This window comes from Neoroseomonas marina, assembly GCF_012927745.1.
GTDB lineage: Bacteria > Pseudomonadota > Alphaproteobacteria > Acetobacterales > Acetobacteraceae > Neoroseomonas > Neoroseomonas marina.
The window spans coordinates 329133-348707 of record NZ_JABBKX010000004.1; the positions used below are offsets into that span (position 1 = coordinate 329133).

At 71.4% G+C, this 19575-nt stretch carries 17 protein-coding genes and 2 tRNA genes; 3 read left to right on the forward strand and 16 right to left on the reverse strand.

The window, feature by feature from the left end; all coding sequences use genetic code 11:
* Nucleotides 1–54: 54 nt before the first annotated feature.
* Genes GWK16_RS14725 through dusB form a run of 8 tightly spaced genes read right to left on the reverse strand, consistent with a single transcriptional unit; the run spans nucleotide 55 to nucleotide 9407 of the window.
* Nucleotides 55–705 (reverse strand): HAD family hydrolase, encoded by a 651-nt coding sequence (locus GWK16_RS14725; protein ID WP_170054713.1) that lies wholly within the window; start codon nucleotides 703–705, stop codon nucleotides 55–57.
* Nucleotides 702–1106, reverse strand: a complete 405-nt coding sequence (locus tag GWK16_RS14730; RefSeq protein WP_170054714.1) for an ester cyclase — start codon at nucleotides 1104–1106, stop codon at nucleotides 702–704. The genes GWK16_RS14725 and GWK16_RS14730 overlap by 4 nt, the downstream gene beginning before the upstream one ends.
* On the reverse strand, nucleotides 1103–1975 hold the full coding sequence (locus GWK16_RS14735) for a D-amino-acid transaminase (RefSeq protein ID WP_170054715.1): 873 nt from the start codon (nucleotides 1973–1975) through the stop codon (nucleotides 1103–1105). Before GWK16_RS14735 ends, GWK16_RS14730 begins: the two co-directional genes overlap by 4 nt.
* Before the next feature lie 10 nt (nucleotides 1976–1985).
* Entirely contained in the window at nucleotides 1986–3404 is a 1419-nt protein-coding gene (gene ntrX, locus GWK16_RS14740) for a nitrogen assimilation response regulator NtrX (protein ID WP_170054716.1), read from the reverse strand.
* The gene (locus tag GWK16_RS14745; RefSeq protein ID WP_170054717.1) at nucleotides 3394–5712 is read right to left on the reverse strand and encodes a sensor histidine kinase NtrY-like; all 2319 of its coding nucleotides are present in this window, start codon (nucleotides 5710–5712) and stop codon (nucleotides 3394–3396) included. The genes ntrX and GWK16_RS14745 overlap by 11 nt, the downstream gene beginning before the upstream one ends.
* A 19-nt stretch (nucleotides 5713–5731) precedes the next feature.
* Nucleotides 5732–7174, reverse strand: a complete 1443-nt coding sequence (ntrC, locus tag GWK16_RS14750; RefSeq protein ID WP_170054718.1) for a nitrogen regulation protein NR(I) — start codon at nucleotides 7172–7174, stop codon at nucleotides 5732–5734.
* On the reverse strand, nucleotides 7171–8310 hold the full coding sequence (locus GWK16_RS14755) for a two-component system sensor histidine kinase NtrB (RefSeq protein ID WP_170054719.1): 1140 nt from the start codon (nucleotides 8308–8310) through the stop codon (nucleotides 7171–7173). Before GWK16_RS14755 ends, ntrC begins: the two co-directional genes overlap by 4 nt.
* On the reverse strand, nucleotides 8307–9407 hold the full coding sequence (gene dusB, locus GWK16_RS14760) for a tRNA dihydrouridine synthase DusB (protein WP_170054720.1): 1101 nt from the start codon (nucleotides 9405–9407) through the stop codon (nucleotides 8307–8309). Before dusB ends, GWK16_RS14755 begins: the two co-directional genes overlap by 4 nt.
* A 149-nt stretch (nucleotides 9408–9556) precedes the next feature.
* Here dusB and GWK16_RS14765 point away from each other — a divergent pair, with 149 nt between their 5' ends.
* Together GWK16_RS14765 and GWK16_RS14770 are read left to right on the forward strand one after the other, a co-directional pair.
* Nucleotides 9557–11161 carry an AMP-binding protein gene (locus GWK16_RS14765; protein WP_170054721.1) on the forward strand — a complete coding sequence of 535 codons (1605 nt, stop codon included), beginning with the start codon at nucleotides 9557–9559 and terminating at the stop codon, nucleotides 11159–11161.
* Nucleotides 11162–11200: 39 nt separating this feature from the next.
* Nucleotides 11201–12346, forward strand: coding sequence for a bifunctional 2-C-methyl-D-erythritol 4-phosphate cytidylyltransferase/2-C-methyl-D-erythritol 2,4-cyclodiphosphate synthase (locus tag GWK16_RS14770; RefSeq protein ID WP_170054722.1), 1146 nt, complete (start codon nucleotides 11201–11203; stop codon nucleotides 12344–12346).
* Nucleotides 12347–12349: 3 nt separating this feature from the next.
* On the opposite strand, the gene GWK16_RS14775 is transcribed toward GWK16_RS14770, so the two are convergent.
* The 3 genes from GWK16_RS14775 to GWK16_RS14785 all read right to left on the reverse strand — a co-directional run bounded on the left by GWK16_RS14775 (nucleotide 12350) and on the right by GWK16_RS14785 (nucleotide 16145).
* On the reverse strand, nucleotides 12350–13930 hold the full coding sequence (locus GWK16_RS14775; RefSeq protein ID WP_170054723.1) for a putative bifunctional diguanylate cyclase/phosphodiesterase: 1581 nt from the start codon (nucleotides 13928–13930) through the stop codon (nucleotides 12350–12352).
* A 359-nt stretch (nucleotides 13931–14289) separates the two neighbouring features.
* Complete coding sequence (locus GWK16_RS14780) at nucleotides 14290–15462, reverse strand: acetyl-CoA acetyltransferase (protein WP_170054724.1); 1173 nt, start codon at nucleotides 15460–15462, stop codon at nucleotides 14290–14292.
* A 53-nt stretch (nucleotides 15463–15515) separates the two neighbouring features.
* A complete protein-coding gene (locus GWK16_RS14785) occupies nucleotides 15516–16145 on the reverse strand; it encodes a Hint domain-containing protein (RefSeq protein ID WP_170054725.1) in 630 nt (209 codons plus the stop codon).
* A 138-nt stretch (nucleotides 16146–16283) separates the two neighbouring features.
* Here GWK16_RS14785 and GWK16_RS14790 point away from each other — a divergent pair, with 138 nt between their 5' ends.
* The gene (locus tag GWK16_RS14790) at nucleotides 16284–17069 is read left to right on the forward strand and encodes a class I SAM-dependent methyltransferase (RefSeq protein WP_170054726.1); all 786 of its coding nucleotides are present in this window, start codon (nucleotides 16284–16286) and stop codon (nucleotides 17067–17069) included.
* Between the two features lie 9 nt (nucleotides 17070–17078).
* On the opposite strand, the gene GWK16_RS14795 is transcribed toward GWK16_RS14790, so the two are convergent.
* The 5 genes from GWK16_RS14795 to GWK16_RS14815 form a co-directional block, all read right to left on the reverse strand.
* Nucleotides 17079–18422: a carbohydrate porin gene (locus GWK16_RS14795; RefSeq protein WP_170054727.1), complete on the reverse strand. Its 1344-nt coding sequence runs from the start codon at nucleotides 18420–18422 to the stop codon at nucleotides 17079–17081.
* A gap of 379 nt (nucleotides 18423–18801) precedes the next feature.
* On the reverse strand, nucleotides 18802–18987 hold the full coding sequence (locus GWK16_RS14800; RefSeq protein ID WP_170054728.1) for a hypothetical protein: 186 nt from the start codon (nucleotides 18985–18987) through the stop codon (nucleotides 18802–18804).
* A 25-nt stretch (nucleotides 18988–19012) separates the two neighbouring features.
* Nucleotides 19013–19089 (reverse strand) — tRNA-Arg (locus GWK16_RS14805).
* 30 nt (nucleotides 19090–19119) lie between these two features.
* Nucleotides 19120–19443, reverse strand: a complete 324-nt coding sequence (locus GWK16_RS14810) for an ETC complex I subunit (RefSeq protein WP_170054729.1) — start codon at nucleotides 19441–19443, stop codon at nucleotides 19120–19122.
* Between the two features lie 23 nt (nucleotides 19444–19466).
* Nucleotides 19467–19541 (reverse strand) — tRNA-Pro (locus GWK16_RS14815).
* Between the last annotated feature and the right edge of the window lie 34 nt (nucleotides 19542–19575).

Here is a 19575-nt window from a genome sequence, read left to right on the forward strand (position 1 = left end):
GCGGTCCGGCGAAAACCATTTCCGGCCGCCGGCGGGCGGAGTGTTGTCCGAGCGTCAGGGAATGGCAAGCGAAAGGAGGTGCGCCTGCAGCGCATGGCCGTCTGCGAACACCGCATCCGGCCGGGCGGCCGCGATCCCGCCATCATGCGACGCGTCGCCGAGGAGCACGGCGCGACATCCGGCGGCCCGCGCCGCCTGCATGTCGAGCGCCGTGTCGCCGACGTACCAGACCTCCGGCGAGGCGGGCACGCCGAGGGTCTCCAGCGCCATCAGGATCGGCGCCGCATCGGGCTTGTCGCGCACCGCATCGCCCGCGCCGACCAGCGCCGCGAAATGCGGCGCCCAGCCGAGATGCACCGCCTCGGCCCGCAACAGCGGGCCCTGCTTGTTGGACACGACGCCCTGCGGCGACACTCGCCCCGCGGCGAGGATCGCCGCCGCCGCGCCGGGCATGGGCGCCACGACCTCGAGATGCCGGGCCTTCACTTCTCCGTAGAAGATGTCCCGCGCGCGTTCCCAATCCGGGCCGAACAGCGGGGGGAACGATTCGCGCAGCGACTTGCGCACATTCGCCAGCACCTGCGCCCGGTCCCATTCGGGCAGGCCGAAGGCGCGGAAGGCGGCGTTGAGTCCCGCTTCGATCGCCGCCCACCCGTCGACGAGCGTGTTGTCCCAGTCCCACAGGATCGCGGCCGGACGGCTCATCCCTGCAACTGCCCCATCAGCCCGAGCATGTCCCCCATCACCCACAGGTGCCGGATCCGGCCTTCCTCCAGCGTGAAGAAGCCGACGCCCTCCCAGGCGAGCTGCCGGCCACTCGGCGGATGACCGAGGAAGGGTCCGGCGTCATGCGTTCCCGAGAAGCCGACCCGCGCGGCGACCTTCCCGCCATCGACGAGCAGGTCCCGGACGTCGCAGCGATAGACGGAAAACGCCTCCCGGACGCTGCGGACATAGGCCTCGAAGGTGTCGAGGCCGCGCATCACCTGCCCGAAAGTCCCCTGGAAGGCGACGTCCTCATGCATCAGCACGGGCAATTGCCCGAGGTCGCCCCTCTCCCAGAGGTCAGCGTAGAAGGCGCGGACGATCGCGGCGGGCGTGCTCACGCGGCGTTCTTCAGCCCGCCCTTCACGTGCCGGGCAAAGATGTCGAAAAGCTGGCGCACCACCGGACCGACCTGACCATCGCCGACCGGGCGGCCGTCGATCTTCACGATCGGCTTCACGAAGGAGGTCGCGGAGGTCAGGAAGGCTTCCCGCGCCCGGCGCATCTCCTCGAGCGAGAAGGCCCGCGTCTCGAACGGAATGCCGGCCTGCCGCAGTTCGGCGATCAGCGCCGCGCGGGTGCAGCCGGGCAGGATCGCGTGGTCGAGGTGCCGCACGCGGATCGTGCCGTGCTCGTCCACGATCCAGAAGGACGTCGCCGCCCCTTCGGTGACCATCTCGGTCGCGGGATCGTAGAGCACCGCCTCGATCGCCCCCTGCTCCTTCGCCGCCTGGCGGGCGAGGCAGTTGGGCAGCAGGTTCACGGTCTTGATGTCGCAGCGCGCCCAGCGCAGGTCGGGCTGCGTGATCGCCGCGGCCCCCCATCGATCGACCGCGGCCGGATAGGGCGGAATGCGCTTGATCGTGACCACCAGCGCGGGCGGGACGGGCTTCGCCGGGAAGGCGTGTTCCCGCCGCGCGACGCCGCGCGTCACCTGCATGTAGAGCAGCCCTTCCGTCACGCGGTTCCGTCGCGCCACTTCCCGCAGCACCTGCCGCAGCGCGGCCCGGGCCATGGGCATCGGCAGCGCGATCTCGCGCAGCGAGCGCTCCAGGCGGTCGAGATGCAGGTCCTCGTCGACGAACCGGCCATCGTAGAGGTGCACCACCTCGTAGATGCCGTCACCGAACTGGTAGCCGCGATCCTCGATGTTCACCGCCGCCTCGGGCTGCGGCAGGTAGCGGCCGTTCACATAGGCGATGCGGGACATGCGTGGTCCTTCAGGCGTTGCCGACGGAACCCGGCGGGTTCGCCCGGTCCTCGGCCTGGACGCCGAGGAACTTGAGCTTGCGGTGCAGCGCGCTGCGCTCCATCCCCACGAAGTTCGCGGTGCGACTGATGTTGCCGCCGAAACGCAGCAGCTGCGCCTCGAGATACTGCCGTTCGAACAGTTCCCGCGCCTCGCGCAGCGGCAGCGTCATGATCTCGCTCGACCTGTCGAGCTTCAGCACCGCCGGCGCCGCCGCGCCCACCTGCGGCGGGAGCATGTCGGGACGGATCGCTTCCTTGGCTTCGCCCGGCGCCATGATGAGCAGCCAGTCGATCAGGTTGCGCAGCTCGCGCACATTGCCCGGCCAGTCATAGGCCTGCATGGCCGCGAGCGCGTCCTCCGACAGTTCGCGCGACGGCATGCCCGTCGTCTCGGCCGAGCGTCTCATGAAGTGGCGCGCGAGCACCGGCACGTCCTCGCGCCGTTCGCGCAGCGCCGGCACGCGCAACGGCACGACGGCGAGCCGATAGAACAGATCCTCGCGGAACCGCCCGGCCGCGATCTCGCTCTGCAGGTCCCGGTTCGTGGTCGACAGCACGCGCACATCGACCTTCACCCGGGTGCCGCCGCCGATGCGCTCGAAACCCTGCTCCTGGAGCGCGCGCACGATCTTGCCCTGGGTCTCCAGGGGCATGTCCGCGATCTCGTCGAGCAGCAGCGTCCCGCCATGCGCGCGTTCCAGCACGCCCGCGCGTCGCGGCTGGGCGAGCGGATCGGGGCCGGCCTCGACGCCGAACAGCTCCTCCTCGAAGCGGGCCGGATTGAGCGTCGCGCAGTTGAGGACGAGGAACGGCCCATCGGCTCGGCGCGAGCGGGCATGGATCATGCGCGCGGCGACTTCCTTGCCGGCGCCGGCAGGTCCCGTGATCAGCACGCGCGACCCGGTCGGCGCGACCTTCTCGATCGCGCCGCGCAGTTGCCCGAGCGGCGAGGAGGCCCCGACCAGTTCGGTCTCGGGGCCCGCGCGCAGGCGCAGCTCGCTGTTCTCGCGCTTCAGCCGCGCCGCTTCCAGCGCGCGCGCGACGATCAGCAGCAGCCGGTCGGACTTGAACGGCTTCTCGATGAAGTCGTAGGCGCCTTCCTGGATCGCCTGGACCGCGGTCTCGATCGTGCCGTGGCCCGAGATCATCACCACCGGCACCTGCGGTTCCTCGACATGCAGCGCCTGGAGGATACCGAGGCCGTCGAGGCGGGAGTTCTGCAGCCAGATGTCGAGGATGACGAGCGACGGCCGCCGCTGCCGGAACGCCGCGATGGCGGTATCCGAGTTGTGCGCCTGGCGCGTCTCATAGCCCTCGTCCGAGAGGATGCCCTCGATCAGCGCCCGGATGTCCGGCTCGTCGTCGACGATCAGGATCTCATGCGCCATGCGCAACCTTCGCTCCCTCGGCGGTCCCGGTCGATTCCGACGCGCCCTCGCCGGCCTCCCGAACCGGCAGGATCAGGGTGACACGCGCGCCGGGGCCGTCTTCACGGTCCTCCAGCACCAGCCGCCCCCCATGGTCCTCCATGATCTTCTTCACGATGGCAAGGCCAAGCCCCGTGCCCTTTGGCTTATGAGTGACATAGGGCTCGGTCAGCCGGTCCCGGTCCTCCTCCGTCGGCAGCCCGACTCCGTCATCGGTGACGGTGATGGTGACATGATCCGGGGTGGCGTCGATGGCCGCCTCGATCCGCCCGGCCCCCTCGCCCGCCCGCATCGCGACCGCGTCGGCGGCGTTCTGGAGCAGGTTGGTCAGCGCCTGGCCGATCAGCCGGCGGTCGCAGGGCACCCGCGGCGCCGGGTCGGCGAAGCGGGTCACGTACGCGATCTCCGGATGCGCATCGCGCTGCAGGACCAGCGCCTCACGCAGCAGCTGGTTCACATCCTCCGGGCGGATCACCGGCTGCGGCATGCGGGCGAAGGCCGAGAACTCGTCCACCATCCGGCCGATGTCGCCGACCTGGCGGACGATGGTGTCGGTGCATTGACGGAAGGTGTCGGGATCGTCCTGGATCTGCTTGAGGTACCGGCGCTTCAGCCGCTCCGCGCTCAGCTGGATCGGCGTGAGCGGATTCTTGATCTCGTGCGCGATGCGCCGCGCCACATCGGCCCAGGCCGCCTTGCGCTGGGCGGACAACAATTCCGTGATGTCGTCGAAGGTCAGCACGTAGCCCTCGACGCGGCCGCCCTGCATCTCGGCGCCGAGCCGCGCGATGAGGGTACGGCGCGCGGAGGGCGGGCCGGTGCGGATTTCATTGGTCTGCGGGCGATCGGGCTGGGCGCGCGCCGCCTCGATCAGGGGCGCGAACTCCGGCGCGACGCCGGCCAGCGGCAGCCCGATCGCGGCGTCGAGATCGACCCCGAGCAGACCCGAAGCCGAGCGGTTCGGCAGGTTGACCCGCCCTTCCGCATCGAGGCCGATCACCCCCGCGGTGACGCCCGACAGCACGGTCTCCGTGAAGCGCCGGCGCTCGTCGATCTGGCGGTACGCTTCCATGAGCTCCGAACGCTGGGCCGAGAGCTGGCTCGTCATGCGGTTGAAGGCGCGCGACAGGCTCGCGACCTCGTCGTCCGCCTTGCCCTCGTGCACGCGGGTCGAGAGGTCGCCGGTCCGCACGCGCTCGGCCGCCGTGATCAGCCGGGAGATCGGCCGTGCGATCCGGTTGGCGATCAGCAGCCCGAGCAACACCGCACCGAGCAGCACGAGCAGCGTCGCGATGGCGAAGATCACGACGAAGGTGATCTGCAGATCGCCGCGATTGCGGTCGAGCCTGTCGTATTCCTGGAAGGCGAGCTCGGTCTTGCGCATGTGCTCGAGCACGCCGGGGTCGACCGGGCGGCTGATCACCAGCAGCAGGCCGGGCGGGATGTTCAGCTGCACCATCGCCCGGACGCGGCCTTCGCCGCCTTCGCCGGGCATGACGACGACCTCGCCGGCGCGCGCCTGCTCAAGGGCCCAGGAGGGCGGGGCATCCACGACCGATCCGGTGGTCAGTCCCGCCGACGCCACGACCTGGCCCAGCGTCGGTTCCACCACCAGGGATTCGGTCAGCCCGCGGATGGCCGTATGGGTCGCGAGCAGCCGCGCGAAGGCCAGCCCGTTGTCGGGCAGCAGCACCGGCGCCGCGCGGTTGAGGTCGTTCGCGATGGCCAGGATGTCGGCCCGGATGGTGTTGCGGTGCTCCTCGAGATAGGCGCGGGAGGCGACCAGCGAGGCCTCCAGCGTGTCCCGCACCCGGTCGCTGAACCAGGCCTGGATGCCGAGGTTGAAGAACACCGCGGCGAAGCCGGCCACCAGGATCGAGGGTCCGACCGCGACGACGCCGAACAGCAGCACCAGCCGCACATGCAGGCGGGACCCTGCGGACCCTTCCCGCCGTTCCGCCCACATCCGCACGAAGCGTGCGATGACCGAGGCCGCGAGCAGCAGCAGCACCACCAGGTTCGCCAGCACGATGCCGACGACCTGCCCCGGGCTGGTCGGCCCGAGCGGGGTACCGCCCGACAGCAGCGCAAAGGTCGCGATACCCAGGCCGAGGGCGACCAGCGCCAGCGCGATCGTCGCCGCGCCCCCCAGAAGCGCATCGGTGATGCGACGCGTCAGCTTGCGGGGAGCCGGCGCCTGGCCGGACACCTCGGCCGGCGGGGAAGCCACGCGGCGGGGGCCGCCGCTCCGGCGGAACAGGCCCGCCATGTCAGGGCCTGCGCATCGGTCAGGTCAGGCCGCGCACGACCGGCAGCTCGAGCTCACGGATCTTCTTGCGCAGCGTGTTGCGGTTCAGCCCGAGCATGGCGGCGGCCTTGATCTGGTTGCCCCTTGTAGCACCGAGTGCGAGTCGGAGCAGAGGGCGCTCCACTTCCGCCAGGACGCGTTCATAGAGGTCGCGGACCGGCAGCCCGTCCTTGTGGGCCGCCATGAAGGTCTGCAGGTGCCGTTCGACCGCCTGTTCGAGGGTGGCAGGCTGGGCGCTGCCGTCCGGGCCGGCGGGCTGGACCGCCTCGGCGAGCTCGGCCGCGACCGCGTCGGCGCCGATGACCTCCTGCGGATAGAGCGCGGCGAGCCGCCGCATCAGGTTCTCGAGCTCGCGGGCATTGCCGGGCCAGGAATGGGCCTTCAGGGCGTCGAGCGCCTCGCTGCTCAACTGCTTCCCCGGCAGCCCGGCCGCCTTGGCGCGATCGAGGAAGTGGCGCGCCAGCAGCGGGATGTCCTCCATCCGCTCGCGCAGCGGCGGCAGGCGGATGGGCACGACGTTCAGCCGGTAGAACAGGTCCTCGCGGAACAGCCCCTGGCGGATCAATTGCCGCAGGTCGCGATGCGTCGCGGCGACGATGCGGACATTCGCCTTGATGGGCTGGCGGCCGCCCACGGTGGTGAACTCGCCTTCCTGCAGCACGCGCAGCAGGCGGGTCTGGGCCTCCGGCGGCATGTCGCCGATCTCGTCGAGGAACAGCGTGCCGCCGGCCGCCTGTTCGAAGCGGCCGATGCCGCGGTTGAGCGCGCCGGTGAAGGCGCCGCGCTCGTGGCCGAACAGCTCGGCCTCGATCAATTCGCGCGGGATCGCGGCCATGTTGATGGCGACGAAGGGTCCCGAGCGGCGCTTGCCGTAGTCGTGCAGCGCGCGGGAGATCAGTTCCTTGCCGGTACCGCTCTCACCCGTGATCATCACTGTGAGGTCGGTGGTCGTGAGCCGCGCGACCGTCCGGTAGATCTCCTGCATCGCCTGTGACCGGCCGACGAGCGGGAGCTTCTCGGTCTCGGGCTCGCCGGTCGTGACGGCCGCGGTCGCCGGCGCGGCGAGTGCGCGCTCCACGACCGCGAGCAGTTCCTTCAGGTCGAAGGGCTTGGGCAGGTATTCGAAGGCGCCGCGCTGGGTCGCCTTCACCGCCGTGGCGAAGGTCGACTGCGCGCTCATCACCACCACGCGCAGGTCCGGGCGCACGCGCTTGATGCGCGGGACCAGGTCGAGACCGTTCTCGTCCGGCATCACCACGTCGGTGATGACGAGGTCCCCTTCCCCATCCTCGACCCAGCGCCACAGCGTGGAGGCCGAGGAGGTCGCGCGCACCTGGTAGCCGGACCGGGCGAGCGCCTGGCTCAGCACCGTCCGGATGGCGCGGTCGTCATCGGCGACGAGGATGGTTCGGGCATCGGTCATTGCGCAGTCCCAGAGATTCCCGGCGGAGGCGTCGGCATGGACAGCCGGAAGACGGTCCGCCCGGGACGGCTGTCGCATTCGATCAGCCCGCCCTGGTCCGCGACCAGCTTCGCGACGAGAGCGAGGCCGAGCCCCTGACCCCCCCGCTTCGTGCTGACGAAGGGTTCAAAAAGCGTGCCGCGAACTTCCTCCGCGATTCCAGGGCCGTTGTCCCGCACGCTGATCTGCAGCGGGAGGTGCACACGGTCCGAAGATCCAGGCACGGCGATGCGCACGCCGTGGTGGTAGGCCGTGGTCAGGACGATTTCCCCGCCCACGGGATCGACAGCCTCTGCCGCATTCTTCACCAGATTGAGCAAAATCTGCACAAGCAGGTCCCGATTGCCCCAGACCGGCGGCAGGGACGGGTCGTATTCCTCGATCACCCGCAGATGCGCGGCGAAGCCGCTCTCGGCGATCCGCTTCACGTGGTCGAGGACGCGATGGATGTTCACCGGGCCGAGTTCGACCGGCCGTTCGGAGAACATGTCGAAGCGGTCCACGAGGCCCCGGATGCGGTCGACCTCGTCCTGGATCAGCTGGCAGAGCTCGCGGTCGCCCTCCGAGGCGGCACTCTGTTCGATCAGCTGCGCCGCGCCGCGAATGCCGGACAGCGGGTTCTTCACCTCATGCGCCAGCATCGCCGCCATGGCCGAGGCGCCGCGCGCCGCACCGCGGAAGTTCAGCTGCCGGTCCAGCATCTGCGCCGTCGACCCGTCCTGCAGCGTCAGGACCACGGCGCCCGGCATCTCGGGCAAGGGCGCCGCGTGGACCGAGACGCCGCGCCGGGACAGGCGCGGGCTTTCCAAGGTCAGGTCGTGGTCTGACACCCGCGCATCGACGTAGCGGACCTGCGCGATCACCGCGAAGAGCCGGCTGTCCTCCGGCAGCAGATCGGTCAGCCGCAACTGCGCGAGCGAGGCCGCCGAGGTCTGGAAGAACTGCTCCGCCGCCGCATTGACCGAGACGAAGCGGTTGTCGCCATCGAGCACGACGACCGGCACCGCGATGGCCGACAGCACGGCGCCGGGCTCGGGGCCGTTGCGTCCGGGCCGGGCCGCGACCGCCGTCACGCGGCGGAGCAGCCCGCCCTTCATGCCGCGATCCGGTCCTCGCCGGCCTCCCGGAAGGCGTCGCGCACCGCTTCGACGCCGCGTTCGATGAGCGGGTCGTAGAAGGCATGGACCAGTTCGCGCACCGCCTCGGGCGTATCGCAGCGGTTCACCTGCACGCGGAACTCGGCGGAGCCGGGCAGGCCCTTGGAGTACCAGGCGACATGCTTGCGCGCGAGCCGCACGCCGGGGTCGCGCCCGTGATGCGTCAGCATGTCCTCGTAATGTTCGAGGAGGATGCGCTTCTGCTCCACGAGCACGGGCTCGGCCGCGTCGCCTCCGGTGAGGCGCCGCGCGATGGTGGCGGGAAACCAGGGACGGCCGTAGCAACCGCGGCCGATCATCACGCCGTCGGCGCCCGACCGGCGCAGCGCCTCCTCGGCATTCTCCACCGTGACGATGTCGCCATTGGCGATGACCGGGATGGAGACGGCGTCCTTCACCCCGCGGATGAAGTCCCAGTCCGCGACGCCGGTGTAGAACATCTGCCGGGTGCGGCCGTGCACCGTGACCAGGCGGATCCCGCATTCCTCGGCGATCCGCGCCAGGCGCGGCGCGTTGAGGCTGTTGTGGTCCCAGCCCATGCGCATCTTCAGCGTCACCGGCACGGACACGGCCTTCACCGTCGCTTCCAGGATGCGCGCGGCGGCGATCTCGTCGCGCATCAGCGCCGAGCCGGCGCTCTGCCCGACCGCGACCTTCTTCACCGGGCAGCCGAAATTGATGTCGACGATGGCCGCGCCGCGATCGACGACGAGGCGGGCGGCCTCGGCCATGGTCTGCGGATCGCAGCCGGCGAGCTGCACCGAAGCCGGGCCGCCGAAGCCGTCCACCTCGGCCATCTTCAGCGTCTGGCGGTTCTCCCGGACCATGGCCTGGGAGGCGATCATCTCGCTGACCACCATCGGGGCGCCGAGGGCGCGGGCGAGCCGCCGGTAGGGCAGGTCCGTCACACCCGACATCGGTGCCAGGATCACAGGCGTCTCGATCCGGACGGCGCCGAGCTCGATCGGCGCGACCCTCGGCCCGGCGCCCCCGTCGCCCGGCCGGGGCGTCGTGCCGCTGTCGAATGCATTGCTCATGATTTAGGCAGACTACCCCGGTTGAGCCGCGCCCGCAACGCGGCATGATGCATATGGGTGCAGCCGGACGGTTGGCGAGCCCTCGGGCCACCGGGTGGCGTCCCCGCGCGGCGCCGCCTTAGCATGGCGCGAGGCCCCGGGGAGGATCCGTGACGCCAGCGCCCAGCACCATCGGCGACGCCTTCGCGGCGGCGGTCGCGGCGCATGGCGCCCGCCCCTTCCTCGCCGTGCCGGCCGATCCGGCCCGCGACTACCTGCCCGATGGCGTCGAGATCACCTACGCCGACGCCGGCGCGGCGGTCACGCGCCTCGCCGCCGCCTATGCCGCCGCCGGCTTCGGCCCGGGCCATCGCGTCGCGACCCTGCTCGAGAACCGCCCCGAGGCGGTGTTGCACCGCCTGGCGCTGAACGGCCTCGGTGCCTGCGTCGTGCCGATCAACCCCGAATACCGTCCCGCCGAGATCGCCTACCTGGTCGACCACAGCCGCCCCGAGCTGCTGGTTGTGCTGTCGGCGCGGGAGCAGCGTGTCCGCGATGCGATCGCCGGCTGCGGCCACCGGCCTCCCCTCCTGACGGCCGAGGCGTTCCCGCACGGGCTCCCCTCGCCCGCTCGTGCGGCCTCGACCGACCCGATCTGGCCGGAGACGCCCTCGAGCATCCTCTACACCTCGGGCACCACAGGCCGGCCCAAGGGCTGCGTGCTGTCGCACGGCTACGAACTCGCCTCGGGCGCGCGCTACGCCGACCTCGGCGGCATCGCGACGCTGCGCCCCGCGTCCGAGCGCATCTACAACCCGCTGCCGCTCTATCACGTGAATGCCGGCGTGCTGTCGCTGATGGGCGCGATCCTCACCGGCAACTGCCAGGTTCAGCCCGAACGCTTCCATCCCCGCCGCTGGTGGCGCGAGGTCGCGGCGACCCGCGCGACCATCGTCCACTACCTCGGCGTCGTCGCCGCCATGCTGATGAACGAACCGCCAGGCGAGGAGCCGCTGGCCGCCGGCGTGCGCTGCGGCATCGGCGCCGGCATCGAGCCCACCCTGCACGCCGCCTTCGAGGCCCGCTTCGGTTTCCCGATGATCGAGATCTGGGGCATGACCGAGATGGTCCGCATCACCGCCGCCAGCGCCGAGCCGCGCCAGGTCGGCACCCGCGCCTTCGGCCGCGCCTTTCCGGGCCTCGAGATCCGCGTCGCCGGCGATGACGGGGCGGAACGGCCCGACGGCACGCCGGGCGAGATGCTGATCCGCCATTCCGCCGCGACGCCGCGGCGGGACTTCTTCTCGGGCTATCTGGACGATCCCGAGGCGACCGAGGCCGCCTGGCGCGGCGGCTGGTTCCACACCGGCGACGTGGTCCGCCGCAGCCCCGACGGCATGGTTCATTTCGTCGATCGCCGGAAGAACATCATCCGTCGCTCCGGCGAGAACATCGCCGCCGCCGAAGTGGAAGCGGTGCTGCTCGCGCATCCCGAGGTGACGCAGGCCGCCGTGATGGCCGTGCCGGACGAACTGCGCGAGGAAGAAGTCCTCGCCTGCGTCGTCCTCGCCAGCGACGTGCCGGCCCAGGCGCTGTTCGCGCACTGCAACGGACATCTCGCCTACTACAAGGCGCCCGGCTGGCTGCTGGTGGTCGACAGCCTGCCCACCACCGCGACGCAGAAGATCCAGAAGCACGCGATCTTCCCGGGCCTCGCCGATCCGCGCACGGCACCTGGCATCGTCGACCTGCGGGCGCTGAAGCGGCGCGGCTGAGCCCTCGCCCCGCCGCGCGTGGCGGGATAGAAGCGCGGCATGACGGTCACCGCGTTGCTGATGGCCGCCGGGCGGGGCACCCGCTTCGGCGCCGAGGCCCCCAAGCAATACCTGCCCCTGCTCGGCCGCCCCGTGATGCGCCATGCGGCCGAGGCGCTGCTGCGCGAGGGTCTGGTGGATCGCATCCAGCCGGTCGTCGCGCCCGGCGAAGAAGCGCAGGTCGCCGCGCTGCTCGACGGCCTGCCGGTGCTGCCGCCGGTGCCGGGCGGCGCGACGCGCGCCGACAGCGTGCGCGCGGGGCTCGAGGCGCTGGCCGCCGATCCGCCCGCGGTCGTGCTGGTGCACGATGCCGCGCGCCCGGTCATCCCGCCCGGCACCATCGCCGCGCTGCTCGCGGCGCTGGAGACGACGCCGGGCGCGATCCCCGCCCAGCCCGTCGCCGACACGCTCAAGCGCGGCGCCCTGGATCGCATCGTCGAAACGGTGCCGCGTGATTCCCTGTTCCGCGCCCAGACGCCGCAGGCCTTCCGCTACACCGTCCTGCGCGACGCGCATCGCGGCGGCGACGGCAGCGCCACCGACGATGCCGCCCTGCTCGAGGCCGCCCGCCTGCCGGTCGCGCTGGTGCCGGGCGGCGAGAGCAACGTGAAGATCACCTGGCCCGAGGACCTCGCCCGCGTGGAAGCCCATCTCGCCGCCCGCATGATCCCCCGCATGGGCACCGGCTTCGACGTGCATCGCCTGGTGGAGGGTCGCCCGCTGATCCTCTGCGGCATCACCGTGCCGCATCACCTCGGGCTGTCGGGTCATTCGGACGCCGATGTCGGCATCCACGCGCTGTGCGACGCGATCTACGGCGCGCTGGCGGAAGGCGACATCGGCCGCTGGTTCCCGCCTTCCGAGGCGCAGTGGAAGGATGCGGACAGCGCGCGCTTCCTGCGTCATGCCGCCGAACGCATCGCCGCGCGCGGCGGCGCGCTGGCGAATGCGGACGTCACGCTGATCTGCGAACGCCCGAAGATCGCGCCCCATGCCGCGGCGATGCGCGCGCGGCTGGCGGAGCTCCTTGGCGTGTCGATCGACGCGATCTCGGTCAAGGCGACGACGACCGAGCGCCTTGGCTTCCCGGGGCGCGGCGAAGGCATCGCCGCCCAGGCCGCGGCCGTGGTGCTGGTCCCGGCCTGAGGTTCAGGCCGCGGCCAGCGCGCCGATCACCGCGGGAACATCGCTGCCCGGCACCGGCCTGCCGAACAGGAACCCCTGCGCGGCATCGCAGCCTTCGCGCAGCAGGTCCTGCAACTGCGCCTGGGTTTCGACCCCTTCGGCCGTGACCGCGATGCCGAGGCTCCGTCCGAGCCCCGTCACCGCGCGCACGATGGCCAGCGCGTCGCCACCCGCCGGCAGGTCCTTCACGAAGGAGCGGTCGATCTTCAGCCGGTCGAACGGAAAGGCACGCAACTGCGTCAGCGAGGAATGCCCGGTCCCGAAATCGTCCATCGCGATGCCCACGCCGCGCGCGCGCAGCGTCAACAACTGGGCGAGCGCCGCGTCGCCCGTCGCGAGCAGCACCGTTTCGGTCACTTCGAGTTCCAGCCGATCCGGTGCGAGGCCGCTGTCCGCCAGGGCCGCCTCGACGGCGGCGGGCAGCGATTCATCCTCGAACTGCGCCGGGGAGATGTTCACCGCGACGCGCAGCGGCCGGGGCCAGGCGGCGGCGGTCCGGCAGGCCTCGCGCAGCACCCAGGCCCCGATCCGCTGCATCAACCCAAGGCGCTCGGCCATCGGCAGGAAGCAGGCGGGGGTGAGCAGGCCGCGCTCGGGATGGCGCCAGCGGATCAGCGCCTCGAATCCCGTGAGGTGCCGGCCCGGCAGCGCGACCTGGGGCTGGTAGTGCAGTTCGAACTGCTCCTCGGCCACCGCGATCCGCAGCGCGGCCTCGAGCGCGCGGCTTTCCTGCCAGCGCAGGTCCATCTCGGGGCTGAAGCGGCGCCAGGATCCCGCGCCGGCGGTGGGTGCCTCGTGTTGCGCCATGGCGGCGCGGCGGAGCAACAGAGGCGCTTCGGCACCATCGGCCGGCGCGACGGCGATACCGATCCGCGGCGTGACGACGATCGTCTCGCCCGAGATCAGGTAGGGTCGGCCGAGCAGGTCCACGAGCCGCGCCGCAAGGGCCGCCGCATGCGCCGGCTCGCCGACGTCCGATTGCAGGACGGCGAATTCCTCCCCCGCAAGGCGCGCGACGAGATCGGCGTCCCGCACCGCAGCCTGGAGGCGCCGCGCGGCGGCACGCAACAGGTCCTCCCCGATCGCGTGGCCCAGCACCTGGTTGACCGCCCGGATCCCCTCCAGGTCGCAGAGCAGCACTCCCGCGCCGCAGCGCCGGCGCGCCGGACGGTCCAGCGCGGCAGCCAGGCGCGCCTGGAACATGGCCCGGTCCGCGAGGCCGGTGAGTGGATCGATGCCGCCGCCGGCGATCAGGATCGGGTCCGACGCGATGCCGAGGATGAAGGTGCCGCGCGACGCCTTGCGGATCGCGAAGCGAAGCCCCGGCGCACCGGCGAGGCGGAGGTCGGCATCGGTCTCGCCGTTCGGCGTCGTGGCCGACAGGCACGCGGCGAGCAGGGTCGCCGTCGCGTCGCGGTCGAGACGGGGGCTCGCCTCCAGCAGTTCGGCCAAGCCCTGCGCGCGTCGCGCCTGCCGGGACAGGCCGAGCAATATGCCGGCCCGCCCGCTGACCAGCCCGACGCGCAGTTCGCCGTCGAAACTCAATACGCCTTCCGAACTGCCGGGCCTCGCCGGCGGCGCCGGTCCCTGCCCCGCTTCCGGTCGCGTCGCGCTGCCGGCCTCCGCAACCCCGTCCATTGCGCTCCGTCCGCTGCCCCTGCCGCGGACCCTGGTGGAAGCCCGCTGGCTGCCGGCAGACTGGCGGAGGGAAATGAAGAAAAAGTGCATGGACGCGCGCAGGTGGCTTCGCGAAACGCATTGCGAATTGCAAATGTCGATAGGCAAAAAAAGAGGCCGTCCCCGGAAGGACGGCCTCAAGGTCAGGTTTGAGGAAGGCTAAGCTGCCGGCCCGGGACGGGCCCGGCAACCAGACGTCGTTGACGTTGCAGCCGGCGTGCCAGCGCTCAGCGGGCGCGCTCCAGGATCGAGACGTAGTTCGCCACGGCCGCCCCGCCCATGTTGAACACCCCGCCGAGATCCGCCTTCGGCAGTTGCATCGCGCCGGCCGTGCCGGTCAGTTGCATCGCCGCGAGGACGTGCATCGACACGCCGGTCGCGCCGATCGGGTGCCCCTTCGCCTTCAGCCCGCCCGAGCGGTTCACCGGCAGCCGCCCATCGGCCGCCGTCCAGCCCTCGAGCGCCGCCCGCGCCCCCTGGCCTTCCGGCGCCAGGCCCATCGCCTCGTATTCGATGAGCTCGGCGACGGTGAAGCAGTCATGGGTCTCGGCGAAGGAGAGATCCGCGACGGTGACCCCGGCCTCGGCATAGGCGCGGTTCCACGCTTCGCGCGCGCCCTCGAAGCGGGTGATGTCGCGCGCGGCGATGGGCAGGAAGTCGTTGACCTGGACGGCCGCACGGAACCGCACCGCCTTGGTCATCGCCCTGGCCGTCTCGCCATCCGTCAGCACCAGCGCCGCGGCGCCGTCCGAGACGAGCGAGCAATCGGTCCGCTTCAGCGGGCGCGCGACGAAGGGGTTCTTCTCGCTCTCGGTGCGGCAGAAGGCGTAGCCGAGGTCCTTCCTCATCTGCGCCCAGGGATTGTCGACGCCGTTGCGGTGGTTCTTCGCCGCGATGGCCGCGAGCGCATCCGACTGGTCCCCATGCCGCTGGAAATAGGCTTCCGCGATACGCCCGAAGACGCCGGCGAAGCCGCCTTCGATGTCCTGCTCGGTCTTGCGGTAGGAGGCCGTGAGCAGGATGTCCCCGACCTTGGGGCCTGGCGTGGAGGTCATCTTCTCCGCCCCGACCACCAGCGCGAAGCGGCCCCGCCCGGCGGCGAGGAAATCCCGCGCCGCATGGATCGCGGCCGAGCCGGTCGCGCAGGCATTCTCATAGCGCGTGATCGGCTTGAAGCGCAGTTCCGGCACACTCTGCAGCACCAGCGAGGCCGGGAAGCCCTGCGGCGTGAAGCCCTCGCCGAAGACGCCGACGAAGCCTGCGTCGATGTCGGCCGGCGCGATGCCCGCATCCTCGATCGCGGCCCGCGCGACGCCGGCCATCAGCGTCTCGAGGTCCGGTGCGTCCTCGCGCTTGCCGAAGGGGCTGTGGGCCCAGCCGACGATGCAGGCCTCGGTCATGGCGGTTCCTCCGTCGATATGTCGTCAGGCTAGCACGTCGGCGCGCCGGGTGCTCAGGCCCCCGGGCCGGCGAAGGGCGACGGCGGCAAGGCCGGTGCGAGGGCCGATGACGCGAGTTCCTCCGCAAGGTCGAGCCCAAGCGCCGGCACTTCCTCCGGCAGGGGCTCGGCCCAGCCCATCGCCTCGGCGCGCCAGGCCAGCCGCGCCCGCAGCCAAGGTTCCGCCCGTTCGCAAGGCATGGGGGTGTCCGCGCCTGGCGCCGTCTCGACCGGCGTACCGGCCGCGAGCACGGCATCATGGCCGGCGAGGACGAGGCTGAAGACCTCGCACAGCCCGGCCTTCTGCTCGAGCCGCACCCCAGGGCTGCCAAGCAGCGCCCCGGCCTGGACGAACATGTCGTCGATGAAAAGCGCATGGCCGGTCGGCAGGAGAAGGTCCTCGCGCGGGGCGCCGTCGGCCAGGGCGCCAGCCCTCAGCCGGACCAGCGCGGCAGGCACGACCGCGCGGCGCAGCTCGAGGACCCGCTGGAACGGCGCCCCCTCACCCGAGACGGCGATCACCAAGCTGCCAGGCGCGAGCGTCTCGACAGGGCGCTCGCCCGTCGGGGTCAGCACCGGCGTCCCGGCCGGGAGCCCCCGTTCGGCCACCGGCACGGTTGCCGCGTCGTCCTCGTCATCGCTCATCGGACGCCAGCATCGCCGAGCCGAGGGCGCGGTCAACCGTTTGGCGCCATCGCGACCCGGGCACGAGCGGGCCACGATGATGCTCGCGACGGAGCTTCAGGCGGGCGTAGGCTCCGGCTCTCCCGGGGAGACCTGCCGATGAGCAGCCAGATCGTCTTCAACGATGGCGCGGGCTATGAGCGATCGATGGGTGCCTGGAGCCGCCTGGCGGGGGACGTCTTCCTCGACTGGCTCTCCCCGGCCCCCGGTCAGCGCTGGATCGATGTGGGCTGCGGCAACGGCGCCTTCACCGAGCTCATCATGCAACGCTGCGCGCCGGCCGAGGCGGTCGGCATCGACCCGTCGGAGGGCCAGCTGTCCTTCGCGCGCACGCGGCCCGGCGCCGCAGGGGCGACCTTCCTCGAAGGCGACGCCATGGCCCTGCCCTTCGACCCGGCCCGCTTCGACGCAGCGACCATGGCCTTGGTGATCTTCTTCATCCCCGACCCCGCCAAGGGTGTTGCGGAGATGGCGCGGGTGCTCCGTCCGGGCGGGCTGGCCGCCGCCTATGCCTGGGATTTCGAGGGTGGCGGCTTTCCCTACGAGCCGCTCCAGGCGCAGTTCCGGGCGCTCGGCGCCACGCCGGCGCTGCCCCCGCGCGTCGAGGCCGCGCGGCCGGAGGTGCTGGCCGCGCTCTGGCGCGACGCGGGGTTCACCGAGGTCGAGACACGCCGCATCTCGGTGGAACGGCACTTTCCCGATTTCGATGCTGTCTGGGACAGCGTCACGAGCTCGGCAAGCATCCGCTCGATCCTATCCAACGCCCCGCCTGGCCAGGTCGACACCGTGGTGGCCCGCCTGCGGGCGGCGCTGCCCACGGATGCGAGCGGCGCGATCCGCTACGCGTCCCACGCCAATGCCGTGAGGGGCCGCCTGCCCGGCTGACCCGAGCACTCAGAAGGCCATACGCAGGCGCGCGGACAGGATCCCCACGGGGCCGCGATCGGCGTTGTAGGCGGGGTTCACCACCAGCGTGCCCCCGAGCATCACGTTGAGGCCCGGCGCGACGCGCGCATCGTAGTACAGCTCGCTCGCCCATTCGGGTGCGTAGTCCAGCCGCCCATCGCCGGTGATGAAGCCGATGCCGCCGCGCGACAGGAAGTCCTGCCGCCCGCCCGAGATGAAGCCGATATTGGTCCCGAGACCGACCGTGTCCCGCGCGCGATCCCAGCGCGCGCCGGTCATCTGCATGCCAAAGGAAACGGCGCGGTCCTGCTCGGTGAACATCCAGTTCTGGCCCCGCCCATCGTTCCAGGACAGTCGCGCGAAGACGCCGAGTTCGTCGGCGACCTCCTGCTCCCAGTTCAGCACCAGCATGTTCTTGGTGCGGTAGCCTGCGGGGTTCTGGCCGGTGTCCGTCAGGTCGCCGTCCAGCAACTCGTTCCAGTTCTGCGAACGCGTGCGGCTGAAGCCATAGAGGAGGCGGATCGCGCCCGGCCGCCCGCCAGCCTCGTAGAACCGATCGGCCTGCAGAAGCAGCTGGTATCCGTTGAAGGGCTGCGGATCGAGCGACAGGGAGTTGATGTAGCGCGCCACCTGGAAGGCGCCGGCGCGGAACCCGCCCCAGGGCGCGTCGTATTCCAGCGCGACGCCGTTGGTGTAGCCGCGGGCATCGGCCGCGAAGTCGAAGGCGCCCGCGGAAACCAACCCCCAGGAGAGGAACTGGGTGCGCGGGTCGTGCGCGTAGCGGTTGTCGTCGAAGATATCGAAGACCGAGACCTTGCCGGCGGTGACCGTGATCCGCTCGGCTGGCCGGGGGCCACGGAACCGCAGGGGATCCTCGTCATCGCCCGGCACGGTCTCGGCGGACAGCGCGACCGTCTGCCGCAGGAAGGCCCGTGGCACGTAGCCGACAAGGTTCTCGGTGCCGAGCCGGAAGGCCTCCCCGTTCGGGAAGGAGGCGACGCCCGTCGTGCCCGACAGGCCGAAGCCGCGGCTGACCTGGGTGTCGAGGATGAACTCCGCCCCCTGCCAGAGCTGGACGCCGAGCACGAGGTCGGCCGACAGCGTGTTCCGCGCCTGGGCCGCGGGCGTGAGGCTGCCGGCCCCCTGATAGGGGGAACGGAAGGCGGGGTGGCCCTGGAGGACGAAGGTCGCCTGCCCCCGCACCATGAAGCCCTGGGCCTCGAGCGCATCCTGCTGTCGCGCCAGGCTCGGGAGCATCGCGTCCGAAGGCGTCGGCTCGGCCGTGACGGTCGCCGGACCAGCGAAGGCGAGGCCGCCCACGACCAGCGCCAACGGCAACGGGGATCGGCGCGGCGCTACCAATCCACGCGGTACGATGCAGGCCATGCGACCGGCTTGCTAGTGGCGCCGACCGATGCCGGCAAGTCGCGATGCGCCCCGCCACGCAGACTTCACACACCGATGCCGCCCCGCGGGTGTGCCGAGCTGCGCCGTCCCGGGACGGCGGCATGGAAGGCGGGACGCTCCGCCGGGACGTCGATGCCATAGGCGGCGGTGGAGGGCCTCTGCGGCCAGCGGGAGAATGTCGCGCCCACGGTACGTGCCGCGCGGTCGACGTCGATGTTCTGCCCGGCGAACGCCCTCCTCGGACCGTCGTCGGGGGCATCATCCGCCCCCACACGAGCCCGGCGCGGTGGCGCTCCGGGCGACGTCATCGTGCCGCGGCGCCGACGACGTTGGAAATCCAGAGAAGCACCGCGCCGGCCCACACCCCGCCGAATGGCTGCCGGCATCGGCCGATGAGCCGAACCGCAGCAGCTTCGTCTCGCGTTGCCGGCGCATCGACCAGCATGTCGGGCTGGGAGGCGAATCCGGGGGTCGGATCGATCCGGTTCACGGGCCGTCATTCGCGCGCCGGGCAATGGCGCGCCCTGAGGGATTCGAACCCCCGACCCACGACTTAGAAGGTCGTTGCTCTATCCAACTGAGCTAAGGGCGCCCGGCGCCGTGATACCACGGCGGTCCGCGATCAGTGCGACCAGTTCTCGACCCGGCCGAAACGGAAATTGTCCGCATAGACCTTCGGCTTGATCGCGGCCGTCGGCGGCGTGGGCTCGATCTCATAGGCAATGCCGCCCGCCTCGGCATAGGCCACGGCCTGTTCGCGCGACTCGAACTTCAGCCGCACCTGACCGAGCATGTCGCCCGAGCCCACCCATCCGGTCAGCGGGTCGAGGGCCTTCGGCTCCGACGGCTCATACTCCAGCACCCAGCCCTGCGACTTCGCGCGACCGGACTGCATCGCCGACTTCGGCGGCTGGAAGATGCGGGCCAGGCCCTTCTGCTGCGGCATGCGCTTCGTCCTCGGAATTCCAATCGGGGCGGCGGGATTCGAACCCACGACCTCCTGTACCCAAAACAGGCGCGCTAGCCAGGCTGCGCCACGCCCCGTCGCGGCGCACCCTATGGAAGCCGCCCGCCGCGG